The following is a 17,265-nucleotide window of genomic DNA, read 5'->3' on the forward strand; positions in this document are numbered from 1 at the left end:
AATACCCAGTACCGTCCACATCGTCACACCCACACTCCAAAGCCGCTCATGCACAAAAAACCCGCACCCAGTTTACATCCTGCCTGAATCCCTCAATGTAGCCGGCCTGATATTTATTCCCATCTCACTGACAACGGCACGGGCAAAGTGCGCAAACCCCCCGCCGACGAAGTAGAAATGCCCACCCTCGAACTCACAGGTGTGAAAGATTTCGGTTGTCTCCTTCCCCCATCCACGCATCGTCGCGGGAGGGGCCCAGAGGTCCTGACCGCCTCCGAAGGCGGTCACCGGGCACGTGATGGAAGGACGTGACACGGACGGCTGGTATGCCCGTAGGAGCTCCAGATCCTGACGCATGAGGTTCAGGAAGATGTCCTCAAGCTCGGGGAACTCGTCCCATCGGTCCGGCAGCCCTCCCATCATGCTCACCTCTTTCAGGAGGTCCCCGTCGCTCAGTCCGTGGAGTCGTCGGGAACGCGGAGGCTCCTCTCCCGGGGCTGACCTCCCCGACACGCCGATCCACACGGGTGGGGTACCCGACGCGCACAGCTCGCGCCCCAGCTCGGCCGCGACAAGAGCGCCCATGCTGTGTCCGAGCAGGCCAACCGGCGCGTCCATCCAGGGGCGCAGGTCCTCCACCAGCCTCCGCACCAGGCTTTCCAAGGAGCTGGGAGGCACGCCCTTGTGGTTCTTGGCACGCCCGGGCAGGTCGTAGAGCAGCAGATCCCATCCGTCGGGCAGTTCTTTGGCGAGTGGCACGTACGTGGCGGAGGAGCCCCCAGCGTGGTGGAAACCGACCAGCCGCACGAGTGGCCCGTCCACCGGGCGGGGGCGGCGGAATCCGGATATGCCCATCGTCACTCCTTCTCCGAGGCGCTGGGGGGATGGACCTCGGACACGTCCTCGTCGACGAGGAGGGCCAGGTACTCGCTCAGGGCCTTCGGAGTCGGATGGTCCAGAACGACGGTGGCCGGCAGTTCGACGCCGAGCCCCTCTTCCAGGTGTGTGCGCATGTCGATCGCCATGATGGAGTCGACTCCCATGTCCGTGAACTCCTCTTCGGCGTCGACGGCTTCGAAGCCTCCGAGGACTTCGGCGACCAGTGCCCTCAGTTCGGCGAGCAGTCGCTCGACCCTCTCTGACGAGCTGAGTGCCACGAGGGAGGCGCGCAGGGTTTCAGCGCCGTGCCCGCCGCTCTCCGTTCCCGGCCGCGGGCCCGCTTCCGGCACTTCCCTGCCCGCCATCAGCGCGGTCTCGTGTGCCGTGCGACGTGGGAGCGTGTGGCCGTCGGTGTCCATCCGCATGGCGACCATCCCGGTCTGTCGAGCGGACAGTGAGAGGTTGAGCAGGTGTTCGGCGTCGGAGTCGTCCAGCGGACGAACCCCTCTCAGTCCTGCCGCAGCCGTGGCACTCGGGGAGCCCGCCATCCCCCGGCCCCGTTCGGGCACCCACGGTCCCCACGCGATGCTTGATGCCGGGACCCCCTCCGCTCGCAGCCGCAGGGCCAGGCCGTCCAGGAACCCGTTGGCCGCCGCGTAGTTCACCTGACCGGCTGACCCCAGAACCGCGGAGGCGGAGGAGAAGAACACCAGCGCCTCCAGCGGATGGGCGCGCGTGGCCGCGACGATGGCTTCGGCTCCCCGTGCCTTACCGGAGAAGACCTCGGCGAAGTCCGCCTCCTCCAGGTTCTCGAAGGCACGGTCACGCAGGGATCCGGCGAGGTGGAAGACCCCGACCAGGGGAGCCCGTCGGGACGCCTCCTTGACCGCACGTGCGCACTCGTCTTCGTCGGTGACGTCTGCGGTGACGACCGTGATGTCGGCCCCTGCGCCTTTCAGCTCACGGATCACCGTTCGCGCCCACGGCGCCGGCTCACGGCGCCCCATCAGGGTGACGTGCCGTGCGCCCTGGGCGACGAGGAGGCGGGCCAGGCTCAGGCCCAAAGTGCCAAGGCCACCGGTGACGAGCACGCTCCCGCTCCACTGCCGGGCCTTCGCGGACGCCCCGGCCTCGACCAGGCGCGCCGTCCTCGTGGAGGTCCCGTCGACGCGAAGGCGGGGTTCATCGGTTCCGGCGGTGGACAGGTGGGACAGCTCACGGGCCAGGGCCGAGGTGGTCCACCCCGGGCCGAGTGCGATCCACACCGTTCTGCGACGCGGGTCCTCCGCCTCCATCGAGTTGAGCATTCCCCTGACTGCTTCGGACACGGGTGCCGCCTCCGCTCCGCCGTCGCAGACGAAGACGTAGGGGCGCCGGGCGGGAACCCGGCGCAGTTCGGCCGCCAGGTCCGACACCACCGTCTGAACTTCCGCGGCACCGGCGCGGGCGCCGGTCTCCGCCCAGCGAAGGTCGACGATCGGAGTCACCTCATCCTGGCCGGCCGGGTCGTCCCAACCGTCGACGAGGCGGACCGGGGAGCCCAGGGTGTCCAGGTCGTCCCGGAGCCGTGCGGCCGTTTCCGTCCCCCCGACCAGTGTCAGCGCGGGGGCGGAAGCGGCGGACAGACGGTTCAGCGGCAGCCAGTCCACCCTGCGGACGCCCAGGCGGCCCGGCTCCCTCTCCGGGGGCCGAAGCACTGAACGCGGCGCGGGGCGCACACGGAAGTTCTCCGCCGTGAGCAGCGCCTTTCCCTCGTCGGTGAACAGCGCCAAGTCGGCCGACTCCACCCGTAGGCGGCCACCGGGCAAGTCGGTTGATCTGCGGACTCGGACGTGCCCGTACACGCTCTCCCCCGGGCGCGGCCTCGCCGTGAACCTCAACCGTTCCGCGGCGAACGGAATCGCCAGGGCCTCCGCCTCGGAGGCGTGGTCCTCGACCATGAAGGCGGCGATGCTCTGGAAACAGGAGTCGATCAGCCCCGGGTGGACCTCCATCCCGAAGGCCATGTCCGGCAGGAGTTCTGGCTGGGCGAACCTGACCAGGGCCTCCGTACCGCGGGTCCAGATCTCGTCGATCCAGCGGAAGGAGGGACCGAGGGTGTATCCGAGCGTGCGGAAGTAGGCGTAGAAGTCTTTTCCCGCGATCCTGCGCTGGGCGGATTCGACGAATCGGTCGCGGTCGATCGCCGGTCCCCGGAACCGTGCCGGATCCGTCTCGACGACGCGGGCCTCAAGGTGGGTGGGCCACTCCGAGGCGGTGTCAGCGGCCAGGGATCGGCTCTGGACCCGGAGCCGTGGACGTTCGTTGTCCTCGACCATGAGCTGTGTCTCGTACTGCTCGTCGTCTCCGATGACCAGGGCGGCGGGACAAACCATGTCCTCCAAGGTCATCGGGGCTCCTTCGGGGGCGAGAGCGGACAGGATCGTGCCGAGGTGGGAGGCCGCGGGCGTCACGACGGTGCCGTACATGCGGTGGTCGGTGAGGTAGGAGGGGAAGCGGGCGGAACGCTCACACGAGAAGACGCGTCCGGACAAGGCGGGGGAGCGCAGCTTCCTCCCTCCGTGGTGCTCGGTGTGGACCGGGCGGGCCCCGCCCGTCTCCGTGGTGCCGCGGACCCAGTGACGGGTGTCGGCGAACGGATACGGCGGCGCTGACGTCCCTCGCTCCCCGGCCATGGCGTACACCGCCGACCAGCGCATGTCCTGTCCGTGTTCGTACAGGGTTCGCGCGGCTTCCAGCATCGTCGAACGGTCGGAGCGGCCACGGCGCAGGGAGGGCACCGCGACCGCCCCTTCGCCGAGCTCTCCGGACGCGCGGGCGAGCGTGGCGAGGGTGGCGTCCGGGCCGATCTCCACGTACACGTCGGCTCCCGCCCGCGCGGTCGTGCGCAGCCCGTCGTGGAAGAGCACGGGGCGTCGCATGTGCTCAGCCCAGTACCTCCCGTCGAACCGGTCGGATCCGGCCAGTTCCCCGGTGACGTTGGAGACGATCGGGGTGTGCGCGGGACCGAAGCGCAGGGGCCGGACGGCGGACTCCAGCACGTCGACGACCGGGTCGAGGAGCCGCGAGTGGAACGCGTGCCGCGTCGCCAGTTCACGGGCTTTGAGCCCGTCGTCCCGCACTCGCCGGGCGAAGTCCTCAACCCGGTCGGAAGGCCCGGCCACGACCACCGCGTTCGGACCGTTGACCGCCGCGATCTCCAACCCCGCCGCCTGCGCCCTACCGCCGATCCGGTCCGGGCTCGCGGAGACGGCGAGCATGCGTCCCGCCTCAGTGCCCTGCATCAGGTCCGCACGGGCGGCGATCAGGCCCATCCCCGCGTCCAGGTCCATGGCCTGCGCGTACGTTGCGGCGCTGATCTCGCCGATGCTGTGGCCGAGCAGCACGTCCGGGACCACGCCCCAGGACTCCCATAGCGCCGCGAGCGCCAGTTCCAGTGCCATGAGCGCGGGCTGGGTGTAGCGCGTCTGGTGGACCAGGTCGGGGTCTCCGACGCCGAAGAGCACGTCGTTGAGCGCCACATCGCGGTGTGCTTCCAGAGCCCGGGAGCAGCGGTCGATGACATCCGCGAAGACGGGTTCGGTCTCGTACAGGAGCCGTCCCATCCCCGGGAACTGGCTTCCCTGCCCGGAGAACAGGAACGCGACCCTCGGGGCCCGGGAAGGCCGCGAAGAGGCCTCCGTCCGCTCCAGCGCACCGCGCAGGTCCTGGGCGGTCCGCCCGGTGACCGCCGTCCGGTGGGCGAGGTGGGCACGGCCGGCCCCGGCCGTCACGGCCAAGCTTTCGATCTCCCCGTCGGTAGCCGTGTCCAGGCGGTGCCGCCATGAGGCGACGAGCCTGTCCAGACCCGCTTGGTCGGGGGCGGAGAGGGGAAGGAGCACGTCGTGCTCGGGCGGCCGGTCCCTCGGAGCGCGACCCGCGTCGCCCTCTCCGATGACGATGTGGGCGTTGGTCCCGCTGAACCCGAAACCGGACAGGCCCGCCACGCGCGGCCCCTGCCCCCGCTCCCACGGGGTCGGCTCCGTGAGGATCCTCGTGTTCATACGGTCCCAGCGGACGTGGGAATTGAGGGTCTCGCAGTGCAGCGTGGGCGGGAGCTCCTCGTGGCGCAGAGCCAGGACGGTCTTGAAGAGTCCGGCCATCCCCGCCGCCGACTCCGCGTGCCCCATGTTGCTCTTGACCGATCCGAGCATCAACGGCTGGTCCGGGCCGCGCCCCTCCCCCAAGGCGTTCCACGCCGCTTCGACCTCGACGGGGTCGCCCAGGGAGGTCCCGGTGCCGTGCGCCTCCAGGTAGGAGACCTGGGATCCCCGCAGGCCCGCGTCCTGAAGCGCGGCGGTGATCACCTCTTCCTGCGCCCTTCCGTTGGGGGCGGTGAGACCGTTGGAGGCGCCGTCGGAGTTCACCGCGCTGCCGAGGAGCAGCGCGTGCACGCCGTCTCCTTCCCTACGGGCGTTCTCGGCGCGTTTGAGGACGACGACTCCGCATCCCTCGGCACGCACGAAGCCGTCGGCGTCCGCGGAGAAGGTCTTGCACCTGCCCGTGGGGGAGAGCATGTGAGCACGGCTGACCGCGATCGAGGTGGTGGGGTGCGCCAAGACGTTGACCCCGCCAACGAGCACGGTGTCGCATTCGCCGTCCCGCAGTGACCGCATGGCCATGTGGAGCGCCACCAAGGAGGACGAGCAGGCCGTGTCCACCGCGAGGGCTGGACCGTTCAGTCCCATCAGGTGGGAGATGCGTCCTGCCGCGGCGTTGAGGGCGGTCCCCGTCCCGTAGTAGGCGTCGACTCCTTGCGGACCGTCCTGTTCCAGCAGCCGGGCGTAGTCGGAGTTGGAGATCCCGACGATGACGCCCGTCCGCGAGCCCTTCAGGTCGTCCGGGGAGATCCCCGCGTCCTCCAGTGCGTGCCACGCCGCTTGGAGCAGCAACCGGTGCTGCGGGTCCATGCTCTCGGCCTCGCGGCTGGAGATGCCGAAGAACCCGGAGTCGAAGGCGTCGATGTCGGTGAGGAAACCAGCCTGCGGTGTGGTTATGTCACCATCTTGAGCGCGCGGACCGCCGGACGGGAGGCGTCCCTTCGGCGGAAGGGTGACGACGTCTCGTCCCCGCCTCAGCAGCTCCCAGAACCCCTTGACGTCGTCCGCCCCGGGGAACCTGCCCGCCATGCCCACGACGGCGACCGGCTCGCCGTGCGCGGAGCCGCCGGAACCGCCGCTCCCGGAAGGGAGCCCTTCCCGTACCGGGGGCGGGGACACGGCGCGGACCGGCGCCGAGCGCGGCTCCTGGTCCTGGGACGTGCCCTCGATCCGGGCGAGCAGGCGGGTCGCGAGTTCCCCGACGGTCGGATACTCGAAGACGTCGGTCACGGGCACCTCTGTTCCCAGCGAGCCCGTCAGCCCTCGGGCGAGGTCCACCGCCATGATCGAGTCGAGCCCGAGGTCGTGGAAGCCGGTTCCGGCAGGAATCTCGGCGGGGTCCTCCTGCTCCAGGACACCGGCCAGCACCCGGCCGACGTGCTCTCGGGCGGCGGCGGCCCGCGCCCGCGCCGGGAGTCCACGGAGCTGGTGCGCGACCCGGTCCGCTCCGTTTCCCCCGCCGGCCCGGGCCGGGGCCACCTCACGGAAGAGCCCGCGCCGCCTCGTGGCCTCCATGACCTCGGTGAACCGGGACCAGTCGACGGCTCCGACCAGGATGTGCGCGCTATGGCCTCCGGGGGCCGCGGTGAGTGCCGCGCACCCCTGCTCGGGACTCAGCGATTCGAGCCCCATACGGTAGAGCGCCTCCCGATCCTGGCGGTCGACCATCCCGTCCGTCTCCCACGGCCCGTACGCCAGGCTCGTGCTCGGCAGGCCGAGCCAGCGACGGTGGTCGGCGACGGCGTCGGCACCCGCGTTGGCCACCGCGTAGGCGGCGCTACCCGTGCTCCCCCACAGAGCCGATGCGGACGAGACCTGCACGAAGAAGTCGAGGGGCTCGTCGAGGGTTAGTGTGTGCAGCCACCACGCACCCGCGTACTTTCCGCGCAGCGCGCGGGCCAGATCCTCCGGACCGGTCTCGGCCAGGGAGCGGGAGGACAGCTCCCCGGCGCAGTGGACGACGCCGCCTAGGCCGGGCCCCTCCTCGGCACGGAGCAGGTCCCCCAGCGCGACGGGGTCACCGCAGTCGACGGCTCGGTAGGCCACCCGGGTGCCCGCCTCGCGCAGCCGCCCGAGGAACCCTTGCTCGTCCTCGCCGAGCCGGTCGAGCGGGCGGCGTCCGAGAAGCAGGAGGTGGCGTGCCCCGAGTTCGACCAGGGAAGCGGTGATCGCGCGTCCCACACCGCCCAGGGCGCCTGTCACCAGGTATCGCGCGTCGGGGCGCGGAACGAGCCCTTCGGGCCTCCCTTCGACCGGTTCGATCCGTGCCGCGTAGGCACACCCGTTCCGTACCGCCACGACGTCCTCACCGTCGTCGCCGGCGTGCGCACGCATCAGCGCACGGGCGTCGGCGGCGGTCGCCTCCAGCGGAAGGTCGGCGATTCCGCCCCAGCCGTCCCCGCCTTCCAGACCGAGCGCCGAGGCGAGGCCGTTGAGGGGCCCGTGGCCTCCCGCCGCCACCTCGTCCGTACCGGTGACCTGGCGGCTCCCCCGGGTGACGGCCACCGCCCGCACACCAGTGCCATGCGCGTGCATGACCGCACGGGTCACCGCGTCGCACACGTCGGCCCCGGTGAGGTCAGGGGCCTGGGAGGTGTCACCGGGTTCGAGGGCGGGCGCGGCGTAGGCCAGGAACAGGCTGGTCCGGCTCCCGGACCCGAACTCGCTCAGGGCCCGTTTCCACTCGGCTCCCTCGGGGAGCGGGCGCCGCTCCCACCCGGAGGGCGCCTCGCTGCCTTCCGGTACGAGAACGACACCCCTGGCGCCCTCCTCCTCGGCGGCCCGAGCGAGCAGGGACACGGTCTCCGCGTCGTCGCCGGCCACGATGACCGAGGACGGCGCTTCACGGTCGGCCTCCGCCCTCCTCCAAGCGATGCGGTGCAGCGGTGGCACGGTGGGGGGAGGGGAAGGCGGGAACGTGAGCTCTTCGTCAGCTCGCGGTGGCGCGTACCTCTTCCGCTGCCAGGGGTAGTGGGGCAGCTCCGTGACCTGGCGCGGAAGCGCGGCGAACTCGGCGGGGAGGTCCTCCTGGGGGCCTTCGAGGACCTCGGCCGCGGAGAGGTCGCCCCGGGCGAGGCGGAGGAGGGCCTCGCGCGCGGTCGCCGCGTCCCGTGCCCTGACCCGGGCCCTGGTCCTTCGACGCGCCCTTCCGAGGGTGACGGTGTGGGCGAAGGCGCCGTAGTCGGTCCCCGGTCGGGTGAGCCGATCGGCGAGTCCGGACGCGAGGGCCCTCAGCGCGGCGTGGCCGTCAGCACCGAACTCGAACCCGGGGACGTCGTATGCGGGCGGGGGCGCTCCCTCGGCACCGGGGCCGAGGATGACGTGTGCGTTCGTCCCGGACATACCGAAGGAGCTGACGCCCGCGTAACCGCCGTGTTCCTCAGGGGACCAGTCGACCACGGAAGTCGGCAGTTCGATCCCCGTCCCGCCCGTGTCGATACGGGGGTTGAGGGTCTTGAAGTTGGCCAGGGGCGGCACGCTCGCGCGCTGGAGGGCGGCGACAGCCTTGATGACGCCGAGGATCCCGGCCGCCGCCTCCAGGTGGCCGACGTTGTTCTTCAAGGCCCCCACGCGCACGGGCCCCCCGCCTCCGAGGACTCGTGTGATGGCCTCCATCTCGATGGGGTCGCCCAGCGATGTGCCCGTACCGTGGGTCTCGATCATGCCCATGTCGCTCGGCGCGAGGTCGGCGTCGGCCAGGGCGCGTTCGAGCACGTCGATCTGGGAGAGCACGTTCGGGACCGTGAACCCGGAGGATCGGCCTCCGTGGTTGACGGCCGTGCCGTGGAGCACGGCGTGGACGCGGTCGCCGTCGGCCAGGGCGGAGTCGAGGGTCTTGAGGACGAGGAAGCCGCTCCCCTCCCCTCGACCGAACCCGTCGGCCCTGGCGTCGAAGGCCTTGCAACGCCCGTCCGGCGCCAGCGCCCCGGTCGCCTCGATGGTCTTCGTCGATCCGGGCGACATGATGGTGTTGGCGCCGCCGACCAGCGCCACCTCGCAGTCATGCGACCTCAGTGCGTGGGCCGCCTGGTGCAGGGCCACGAGGGAGGAGGAACATGCCGTGTCGACGGTGGACACCGGCCCGTTCAGACCCAGCGTGTAGGCGACGCGACCGGCCGCGAAACTGTGTCCGCTCCCGGTGGACCAGTGGGCTTCCGTGCCGCCACCCCGCCACGCCCGATATCCGTCCTGATCGCCGGTCACGCCCAGGTAGAGGCCGATGCGCTCGTCTCTCTTCCGGTCCGGCGCGAGCGCGGCGTCCTCCAACGCCTCCCAGGCGACTTCGAGGACCATCCGGTGCAGGGGGTCGAGTGCGCGTGCCTCACGCGGACTGATCCCGAAGAAGGCGGCGTCAAAGCCCCAGAGCTCCTCCATGTAGGAACCCGAGCTGATGGTTTCCCGCCACTCATCGGCGAAGGGGCCCCGCCGCCCCGCCGGCAGGGCGCGCACCAGGTCCCGCCCGGAGGAGAGAAGGCGCCAGAGGCCGTCGACGTCATCGATGCCTTCCGGCAGCCGCAAGCCGATACCGATGATCGCCACCGGCTGCCGTTCCTCCGCCTCGGCGAGGCGGCCGCGCAGGTCTCGGATCGTGTCCATCGCACGGCTCATCGGTGTCTTGTTCCCAGAGGGGTTCACCGTGTTCTGCATGTTGGCCTCCTCAGAGAGTCACGCGGGAGTCGGATCCGACGTGTTCGCAGAGAGCTCTGGCGAGCCCTTCGGCGGTGCCGTAGGTCCACAGAAACGTTGCGGGCAGCCTCAGGTCGAACGCCGCTTCCAGCCGATTGCGCAGTTCCAGCCCCAGAAGGGAGTCCAGCCCCAGCTCCTTGAGGGGGGTGCGCGGGTCGAGCTGTCCGTCGGCCACGCGGAGCACCCGCCCGATCAGATCGCCGACCTTGCCCTCCACGAGTGACTCCCTGGCCTCCGGTGAGCTCTCCCGGAGCCTCAGCAGGAACGCCGCGCCGGTCCCGCCGTCCTCCCCGCCCTCCCGGGACGCCTTCAGCAGGGCGCTCCAACTGGAAAGCGCGGCGGTCTCGGGGAAGGAGTCGAACCACTGCCGCAACCGCAGGGGGACGTAACCGATCACAGGCGCGTCCTGGTTGAAGAGGTGTTCGAGCGCCCGCCAGGCCTCGTCCGTGGTGAACCCCGGCATCCCTCGCTGTGCGAGGCGTTCCCCCCGGTTGTCGCCGGCGGTGGCCAGGCCGGTGTCGCTGAAGGGCCCCCATTGCACGCTGAGCGCGGGCAGCCCTCTGGCACGGCGGGCGGCCGCGAGGGTGTCCAGGTAGGCGTTGGCGCCGGCGTAGGCCGCCTGTCCGGTGTTGCCGAGGAGGGCCGCCGCCGAGGAGAACATCAGGAAGAAGTCGAGCGGGTCGTCCCGGGTCTGGTCATCGAGGTGGCGGGCGCCGTCGACCTTCGGCGCGAGGACGCGTTCGAGGCTGGCGGCGGTGATGGTGTCCACGGTGGAGTCGTCGAGTACACCGGCCGTGTGGACGACCCCCGCCAGCGGGAGACCGTCCCGGCGTATGTGCGACAGCGCCTCGGCGACCTCGTCCGCGCGGGTCACGTCGGCGGTGTGGACGTGGACCCGTACCCCGGCACGGCGTAGCTCCTCGATCCGCTCGGACGCCTGCCCGCTGGGCCGCGAACGGCCCAGCAGCGCCAGGTGGCCGGCCCCGCGGTCCGCCATGAACTCCGCGAGGGACAGCCCCAGGGCCCCGAGTCCGCCGGTGACGAGGTAGACGGCCTCAGGGCGAAATCCGCCGTCGGGCATCGCGACGGGGGCGATGGAGCGAACACTCTCCGGTGCGGTGAGGACGAACTTGCCCGTGTGCCGTCCCTTGGCGAACTCTCGGAGCGCCTCGTCGGCCTTGCCGAGTGGGAAGGTGGTGCGCGGAAGCGGTTGAAGGTTGTCCGCCCTCACCTCGTCCCAGACGCGTGAGAGCAGACGGGCGAACCGCTCGGGTCGTCTGCTCATGAGACCGGCCAGGTCAACCGCCGAGAAGCTGATACGGCCGCGGAAGGCGTCCAGACCGATCCTGCGCCCCTGGTAGATGTCCTTCTTGCCGACCTCGATGAAGCGACCGTCCTCGGCCAGGACCTCGAAGTTGCGGTCCAGGGCCGCACCGGTCAGGGAGTTGAGCACCACGTCGGCCCCGTGGCCCTCCGTGGCCCGCAGGACCTCCCCTGCCCAGTCCGTGCCCCGCGAGTCGAAGACGTCATCGATCCCGAGCTCGCGCAAGGTACGCCGCTTGTCCTCCGTTCCGGCGGTCGCGATGACATGGGCACCCTGAAGGCGGGCGACCTGGACCGCCGCCAGTCCCAGCCCTCCCGCGGCGGAGTGGATCAACACGGTCTCACCCTCGGCCAGGTGGCCCAAGTCCACCAGGCCGTACCAGGCCGTCGCCGCGACGAGCGGCAGCGTGGCGGCGTCCTCGTCGGACAGGTGCTGCGGCACGGACACCGCGTGCTCGGCCCGTACGACGGTGTGGGAGGCGGCCGCACCGAATCCGCATGCCGCCACCCGGTCCCCCTCCCGGTGCGAGGTGACCCCGGGCCCTGTCGCCGTGACCCTGCCGACGCACTCCCCTCCGAACAGGCCGGCTCCACCGCTCTGATCGGGGTAGGTGCCCATGGCCTTCATGACGTCGATGAAGTTGAGCCCGATGGCGCTGACCTCGACCTCGACCTCGCCCGGCCCGGGAGCGGGCCGTTCGGCCGCGCGGAAGGCGAGCCCCTCCCACCAGCCAGGACGGTCCGTGGCGAGCCGGAAGGGGCGCGTCGGCGTGTTCCATGCGGGCGCGTCCGGAGCGGTCTCGTCGAGGCCGGACAGGATACGTCCGGCCAGGCGGCGTGTCCCGCGCAAGAGGACCTGGTCGTCGCCGTCGGCCCCGGCGAGTTCGACCGCGCACGCGCGGTAGCGCTCCGAGGCGGGGTCCGCCGAGGTCACATCGATGAGCCGGCAGCGGAGTCCGCCGTGTTCCCTGGCGACGACACGGGTGAAGCCCCAGTAGAGCCCGGCACCCGCGTCCGGGACGACGCCGTCCGGAGTCGCCTGTGCATCGTGTGTGACCACGGCCAGCCGGGGCGGGGCAGCAGCTCTGGCACAGGTGGACACCAGCTCTGCCAGTGTGGAGAGCTCCTCGCGTTGGGTCCCCGTCGTCGACGCCCCGGCGGGTGCGACGTAGACGACCGCTTCCATGCTCGCGTCCGGCAGGTCGGCCGGTCCGTCCGCGCGGCTGACTTTGGCTCCGAAGGAGCTGAGCGCCTCGGCCAGTGCGTTGGCGCCGTCGCCGTCGGCCCCGACGACCCACCAGTCGAACTGGTCCGCCTCGGCCGGAGGGGCCTCGACGAACGCCATGTGGTGGGCGCTTCCCGCGAGTGGATCCGTGGTCTTCGGGGGTTCGATGCGCTCCAGGCGCAGGCCCCGGAGCAGTACCAGCGGCTGTCCGTCGGTGGTGGACACGTCAACGTCGAAGACGAGCCCGTCGCGACGTACCGTCCTGCTGAGCACCTGGTGTGGTGGGTCGGACAGGTCGTCGCACAGTTCGATCCGGTCCACCGAGGTGGGCACGGCGGTGGCCCTTTCCTGGCTGAGGGCCGTCACCGCTTGGAGGGCACCGTCCCAGAGAACGGGGTGCAGGTGGTGCGGGCGCAGGCCCTGGCGTTCCCGCTCCGCCAACCCGACAGTGGCCTCGGCTGTCTCCGCGCCGGCCCGGAGGGCGCGCACGACGCGGAACGAGGTCCCGTAGTTCAGTCCCCGCTCGGCGCACGAGGCGTAGAAGTCCGCCGGGTCTATGGGGGTGAGCTCCTCCCCGCCCGGAGGCAGAGCCCCATGGTCCTGAGCGGAGGGGTTCTGGGCGCGGGCCCGAGCGTGCTCGGCCCAGGTCCGCGCGCCCTCTGGGAGGGACAGCAGCCGCAGGTCGCCTCCTTCCAAGCCGTCGTCATGCCACAGGAGCGCCAGCCTGGAGGGCTGTTCAGCCTCGCTTTCGGCCCGCAGGTGCTCCGCGAAGCGGACGTCGGACAGCACCCGTGGCATGGCGCCCGTCCGGGCGCGCCCCGTGTTCAGGGCCAGCACGAGCATGGCCGTGGCCGGGACGACCGCGGTGTCGTGGACCTTGTGGTCGGCCAGCCAGGGTTGGTCGTCGACCGAGAGCTGGGTCTCTCCCTGCCAGACCCCTTGCTCGACCGCGGCGGGCAGGAGCTCCGGCTCCAGGCCGCGGGCCGCCGGTCCCCGACGGCGGGTCGCCGGAAGCCAGTGGCGTTCCCGCAGCCAGGGGTAGGCCGGGACCGCGTCCGGAGGGCCGGGGGGAAGGTGGTCCAGAGGGCTCAGCCCGGATACGTAGGCACGGGCGAACGCGTGGGCCAGGTCGGCCGGGGTTCCCGCGTCGCGGCGCAGCGTCGACAGCACGACGGGGACGCTCTCCCACTCCTTGGCCAGTTCTGTGAGGGCCTCACCCAGCACGGGGTGGGTACTGACCTCGACGATGTGCGTCACGCCCTCCTTGGCCAGCTCGCGCATGGTCTCGGCGAACCGGACCCGCCCCCGGAGGTTGGCGCACCAGTAGTCCGCGCCGAGCTCGAAGCCCTCCACCCGCCTGGCGTGAAGGGTGGAGAGAAGGGGGACGGTGCCCTCCTGTGCGCGGACCGTGTCCAGCTCCTTGGTGAGCCCGTCCATGAGCGGATCCATCTGAGGGCTGTGTGAGGCGTAGTCCACGTCCACCAGTCGACAGGGGGTCCCGTCCGCGCCCAGGATCTCTTTGAGCATGAGCACGGAGTCGGCGTCACCCGCCAACACGCAGGAGGGGCCGTTGTCCACCGCCAGGACCACCTGCTGCTCGAACCCTTCGAGCGCCTCCTGAGCGCGGTCCGCGGTGAGGGGAACGAAGAGCATCAGTCCCCGCCCCGCCACCGAGCGCAGGAGCGCGGCTCGGCGGGCGACCGTTCGGGCGGCCTCGTCCAGTGGCAGGATCCGGGCCACCGTCGCCGCGGCGATCTCCCCCTGGCTGTGCCCCACCACCACGTCCGGTGACACCCCGGCTCGGCGCCAGAGCTCGGCGAGCCCGACGAAGACCGCCCACAGAACCGGCTGGACCTGGTCGACCCTCTTCAGCCAGGCGCTGTCCTCAGAGATGAGGACCTGGACCAGGTCGAAGTCGGTGTGCGGGTCCAGGGCCTGGGCGCACGCGTCGATACACTCACGGAACACCGGGTGTCCGAAGTAGAGGTCGCGTCCCATCCCCGCCCACTGCGCGCCCTGTCCGGGGAACACGAAGGCGGTACGCCCGTGTTCGACCGCCCTGCCCGCGACGATCCGGGGGTTCTCCGAGCTCGCTTCTTCGGTGAGGTCGCACAGGTCCGCGCTGAGCGTCTCCGCGTCGGTCGCGGTGAAGGCCGCGCGGAGGTGGAAGTGGTCGCGTCCGTGGGCGAGCGTGCCGGCGAGTGCGGCGGGACCTGCCTTCTCCACACTGCGGGAGAGGTCTTCGCGGCGTCGTGCCAGGGCGTCCTCGCTGTGCGCGGAGACCGGTGTGAACGCCGAGGGGACGTGGGTGGGGGACGGCGTGTCCCCGGCCTGTTCCTCGGGCGGGCTCGCCAGGATGACGTGGGCGTTGGTCCCTCCCCAGCCAAAGGAGTTGACCGCCATGTGCAGGCGCCCGTCCTCGGGCAGCGGTTGCCGGGCGCGGACCACCGACACCTTGAGTCCGGAGAAGTCGATGTCGGGGTTGGGGTCGTCCGCGTACAGGCTCGGCGGGATCACGCGGTGCCGCATGGCGAGCAGGACCTTCACCAGTCCGGCGAGACCGGCAACGGCCTCAAGGTGGCCGATGTTGGACTTGATGGACCCGATCCGCAGGGGCGGGGCCTGCTCACCGCGCGCCTGGCCGAGTACCCGGCCAAGGGCGGCCGCCTCGATCGGATCGCCCTTCGGGGTCCCGGTTCCGTGGGTCTCGACGTAGTCGAGGAGGGCGGGGTCGACACCGGAGCGCGCGTAGGCCCGCAGCAACAGGTCCGTCTGGCCCCCGGGGTTCGGGGCGACCAGGCTCTCTCCGCCTCCGTCGTTGTTGACCTCGCTGCCGAGCACCACGGCGTGAACGCGGTCGCCTTCGGCCAGCGCCCGGTCCAGCCGTTTGAGGTAGAGGGTCACCACGCCCTCCCCGCGCACGAAACCGTCGGCCCGCGCGGAGAACGCCCGGCTACGCCCGCTGTCGGACAGCCCTCCGAAGTGGGTGAGTCCGACCGAGACGTCCGGGGTGAGGATGAGGTTGACCCCGCCGACGATCGCGGACTCCACATCCCCGTGGCGCAGCGCCCGTACCGCCGTGTCCAGGGCCACGAGCGCCGAGGAGCACCCCGTCTCCACGGTGAGGCTGGGACCGGTGGTCTTGAGCAGGTAGGAGATCCTGCTGGCGAGAATGTCCAGGGCCGTACCAACAGCGCTGTACTGGGTGGCCGGTGCTCCGGTCTCCTTGCGGAGGAGGTCGTAGTCGTGCCAGCTCGCTCCGACGTAGACACCGCACCTGGAACGGTGGAGTCCGTCCGCCGGCTGGCCCGCGTCCTCCAGCGCGCGCCACGTGGTTTCCAGCAGGAGTCTTTGCTGGGGGTCCATGTCCACGGCCTCGCGCGGCGAGATCCCGAAGAACATGGGGTCGAAGCGGTCGACGCCGTCGAGGAACCCGCCGACGTCCTGGATGTGCCTTCGCGGGTCGATGCTCTCCTGGGCGTCCCAGCGTTCGGCCGGTACCGGGCCGATCGCGTCGTGACCCCGTTCCAGCAGGTCCCACAGGGCGCCAACGTCATCGGCGCCGGGAAAGCGCCCGGCCATACCGACGATCGCTACCTGTTCCTCGGGGAGGCGGGCCATCGCTGTTCCTTCTCTGGTTCGGGGCGTGGAAGCTCGCTTACGCAACGGTGTTCACCCTCTGTCCGAAGGCCACCGGCAGATGGCTCAGTGCACGGGAGATCGTGGAGGGCCGGTAGGAGGGCTCACCGTCCAGACGCATCCCCTGAAGTCGCTCGAAGAGCATGGGAAGTGCGGTCCGGGCCTCCAATCGGGCCAGTTCGGCGCCTATGCACCGGTGGATCCCATGGCCGAAGGCAAGATGGTCGCTCCGTCCCCGGGTGATGTCGAACTTCTCGGGATCGTCGTAGCGCCGCGGATCCCGGTGCGCGGCGGCCAGGCTCAGGGCGACGGCCTCCCCCGCCGGGATGGTGGTGTCCCCGATGGTCACGGGCTCTCGGGTGAAGCGCCACAGGACGTTCTGTACCGGGCTGTCCCAGCGCAGGACCTCCTCGACCGCGGCGGGCCACTGTCCGGGGTCCTCGATCAGTGAGGCGAGTTGGTCCGGGTGCCGGAGGAGGGCCAGAGCCGCGTTTCCGAGGAGGTTGACCGTGGTCTCGTGGCCCGCGGCCATGAGCAGCGCCAGCATCTCGACTATCTCCCGGTCGCCGAGGTCGCCCTGCTCGACCAGGGCGGTGGCGAGGCCGTCTCCCCTTCCGCGCTGTTCGTCCCGCACCAGGTCGGCGAGGTAGGCGTTGACCTTTTGGCTGGCCGCCAGCGCGTTGCGCTGTCCGTTCTCGTCGTTGCTCATCACCGTGCTGACCAAGGGCCGCAGGAACTCGCCGTCCTCGTCGGGGATCCCCAGGAGGGGGCAGATCACCCTCATGGGCACCAGCGCGGCGAACTCCTCGACCAGGTCGGCGCGCCCGGCGTCCGCATCACCCTGCTTCGCGGTGATCTCGTCCAGGAGCCGGTCCACCGTGTCCGCCACACGGGGCGCGAGCGCGTTGACGCGCTTACGCGTGAGCTCCCTCGCCACCGACGCACGAAGCCGGGTGTGCTTGGGCGGGTCGGCGATCAGCATGTTGTCGGCCATGGCGATGACCACGTCACCCACCATGGGCAGCTTGCCCTCACGGTAGGAGTACCAGTGAGTCTCCATGTCCTTGGAGAAGTCCTCGTTGCCGAGGAAGACGCGACGCACCTCCTCGTCGCCGGTGACGAGCCAGGCGTCGATACCTCCCGGAAGCGTGACCCGGTGGACGGGGCCGACTTCGCGCATACGGGAGTAGGTGGGGTAGGGGTCGTCGACGAAACCTATGCTGAAGAGGGATTCCATGTCGGCCTTTCCACTGCGCCCTTGCCCGGCACAGGTGTTGGCGGGGAGCGGGCTAGGGAGTTCTTTTAGAAGGCTTTCGGGTCGGTGAGCGGCCGTCCGGGCCATCTCTCGCAAGACGATGTGCGAAGTTCAGCCCG

General features: G+C 70.9%; 4 protein-coding genes. All 4 read right to left on the reverse strand.

Annotated features, from left to right (window positions below; all coding sequences use genetic code 11):
• Nucleotides 1–72: 72 nt before the first annotated feature.
• Genes AC0T5L_RS09340 through AC0T5L_RS09355 form a run of 4 tightly spaced genes read right to left on the reverse strand, consistent with a single transcriptional unit; the run spans nucleotide 73 to nucleotide 17,128 of the window.
• Nucleotides 73–855: a thioesterase II family protein gene (locus AC0T5L_RS09340; RefSeq protein WP_476165006.1), complete on the reverse strand. Its 783-nt coding sequence runs from the start codon at nucleotides 853–855 to the stop codon at nucleotides 73–75.
• Nucleotides 856–857: 2 nt separating this feature from the next.
• Nucleotides 858–9,665 carry an SDR family NAD(P)-dependent oxidoreductase gene (locus tag AC0T5L_RS09345; protein ID WP_476165007.1) on the reverse strand — a complete coding sequence of 2,936 codons (8,808 nt, stop codon included), beginning with the start codon at nucleotides 9,663–9,665 and terminating at the stop codon, nucleotides 858–860.
• A 10-nt stretch (nucleotides 9,666–9,675) separates the two neighbouring features.
• Nucleotides 9,676–15,873, reverse strand: a complete 6,198-nt coding sequence (locus tag AC0T5L_RS09350) for a type I polyketide synthase (protein WP_476165008.1) — start codon at nucleotides 15,871–15,873, stop codon at nucleotides 9,676–9,678.
• A gap of 37 nt (nucleotides 15,874–15,910) precedes the next feature.
• Nucleotides 15,911–17,128: a cytochrome P450 family protein gene (locus tag AC0T5L_RS09355; protein ID WP_476165009.1), complete on the reverse strand. Its 1,218-nt coding sequence runs from the start codon at nucleotides 17,126–17,128 to the stop codon at nucleotides 15,911–15,913.
• Nucleotides 17,129–17,265 lie beyond the last annotated feature (137 nt).

It is taken from the genome of Nocardiopsis sp. TRM 82005 (assembly GCF_056312425.1).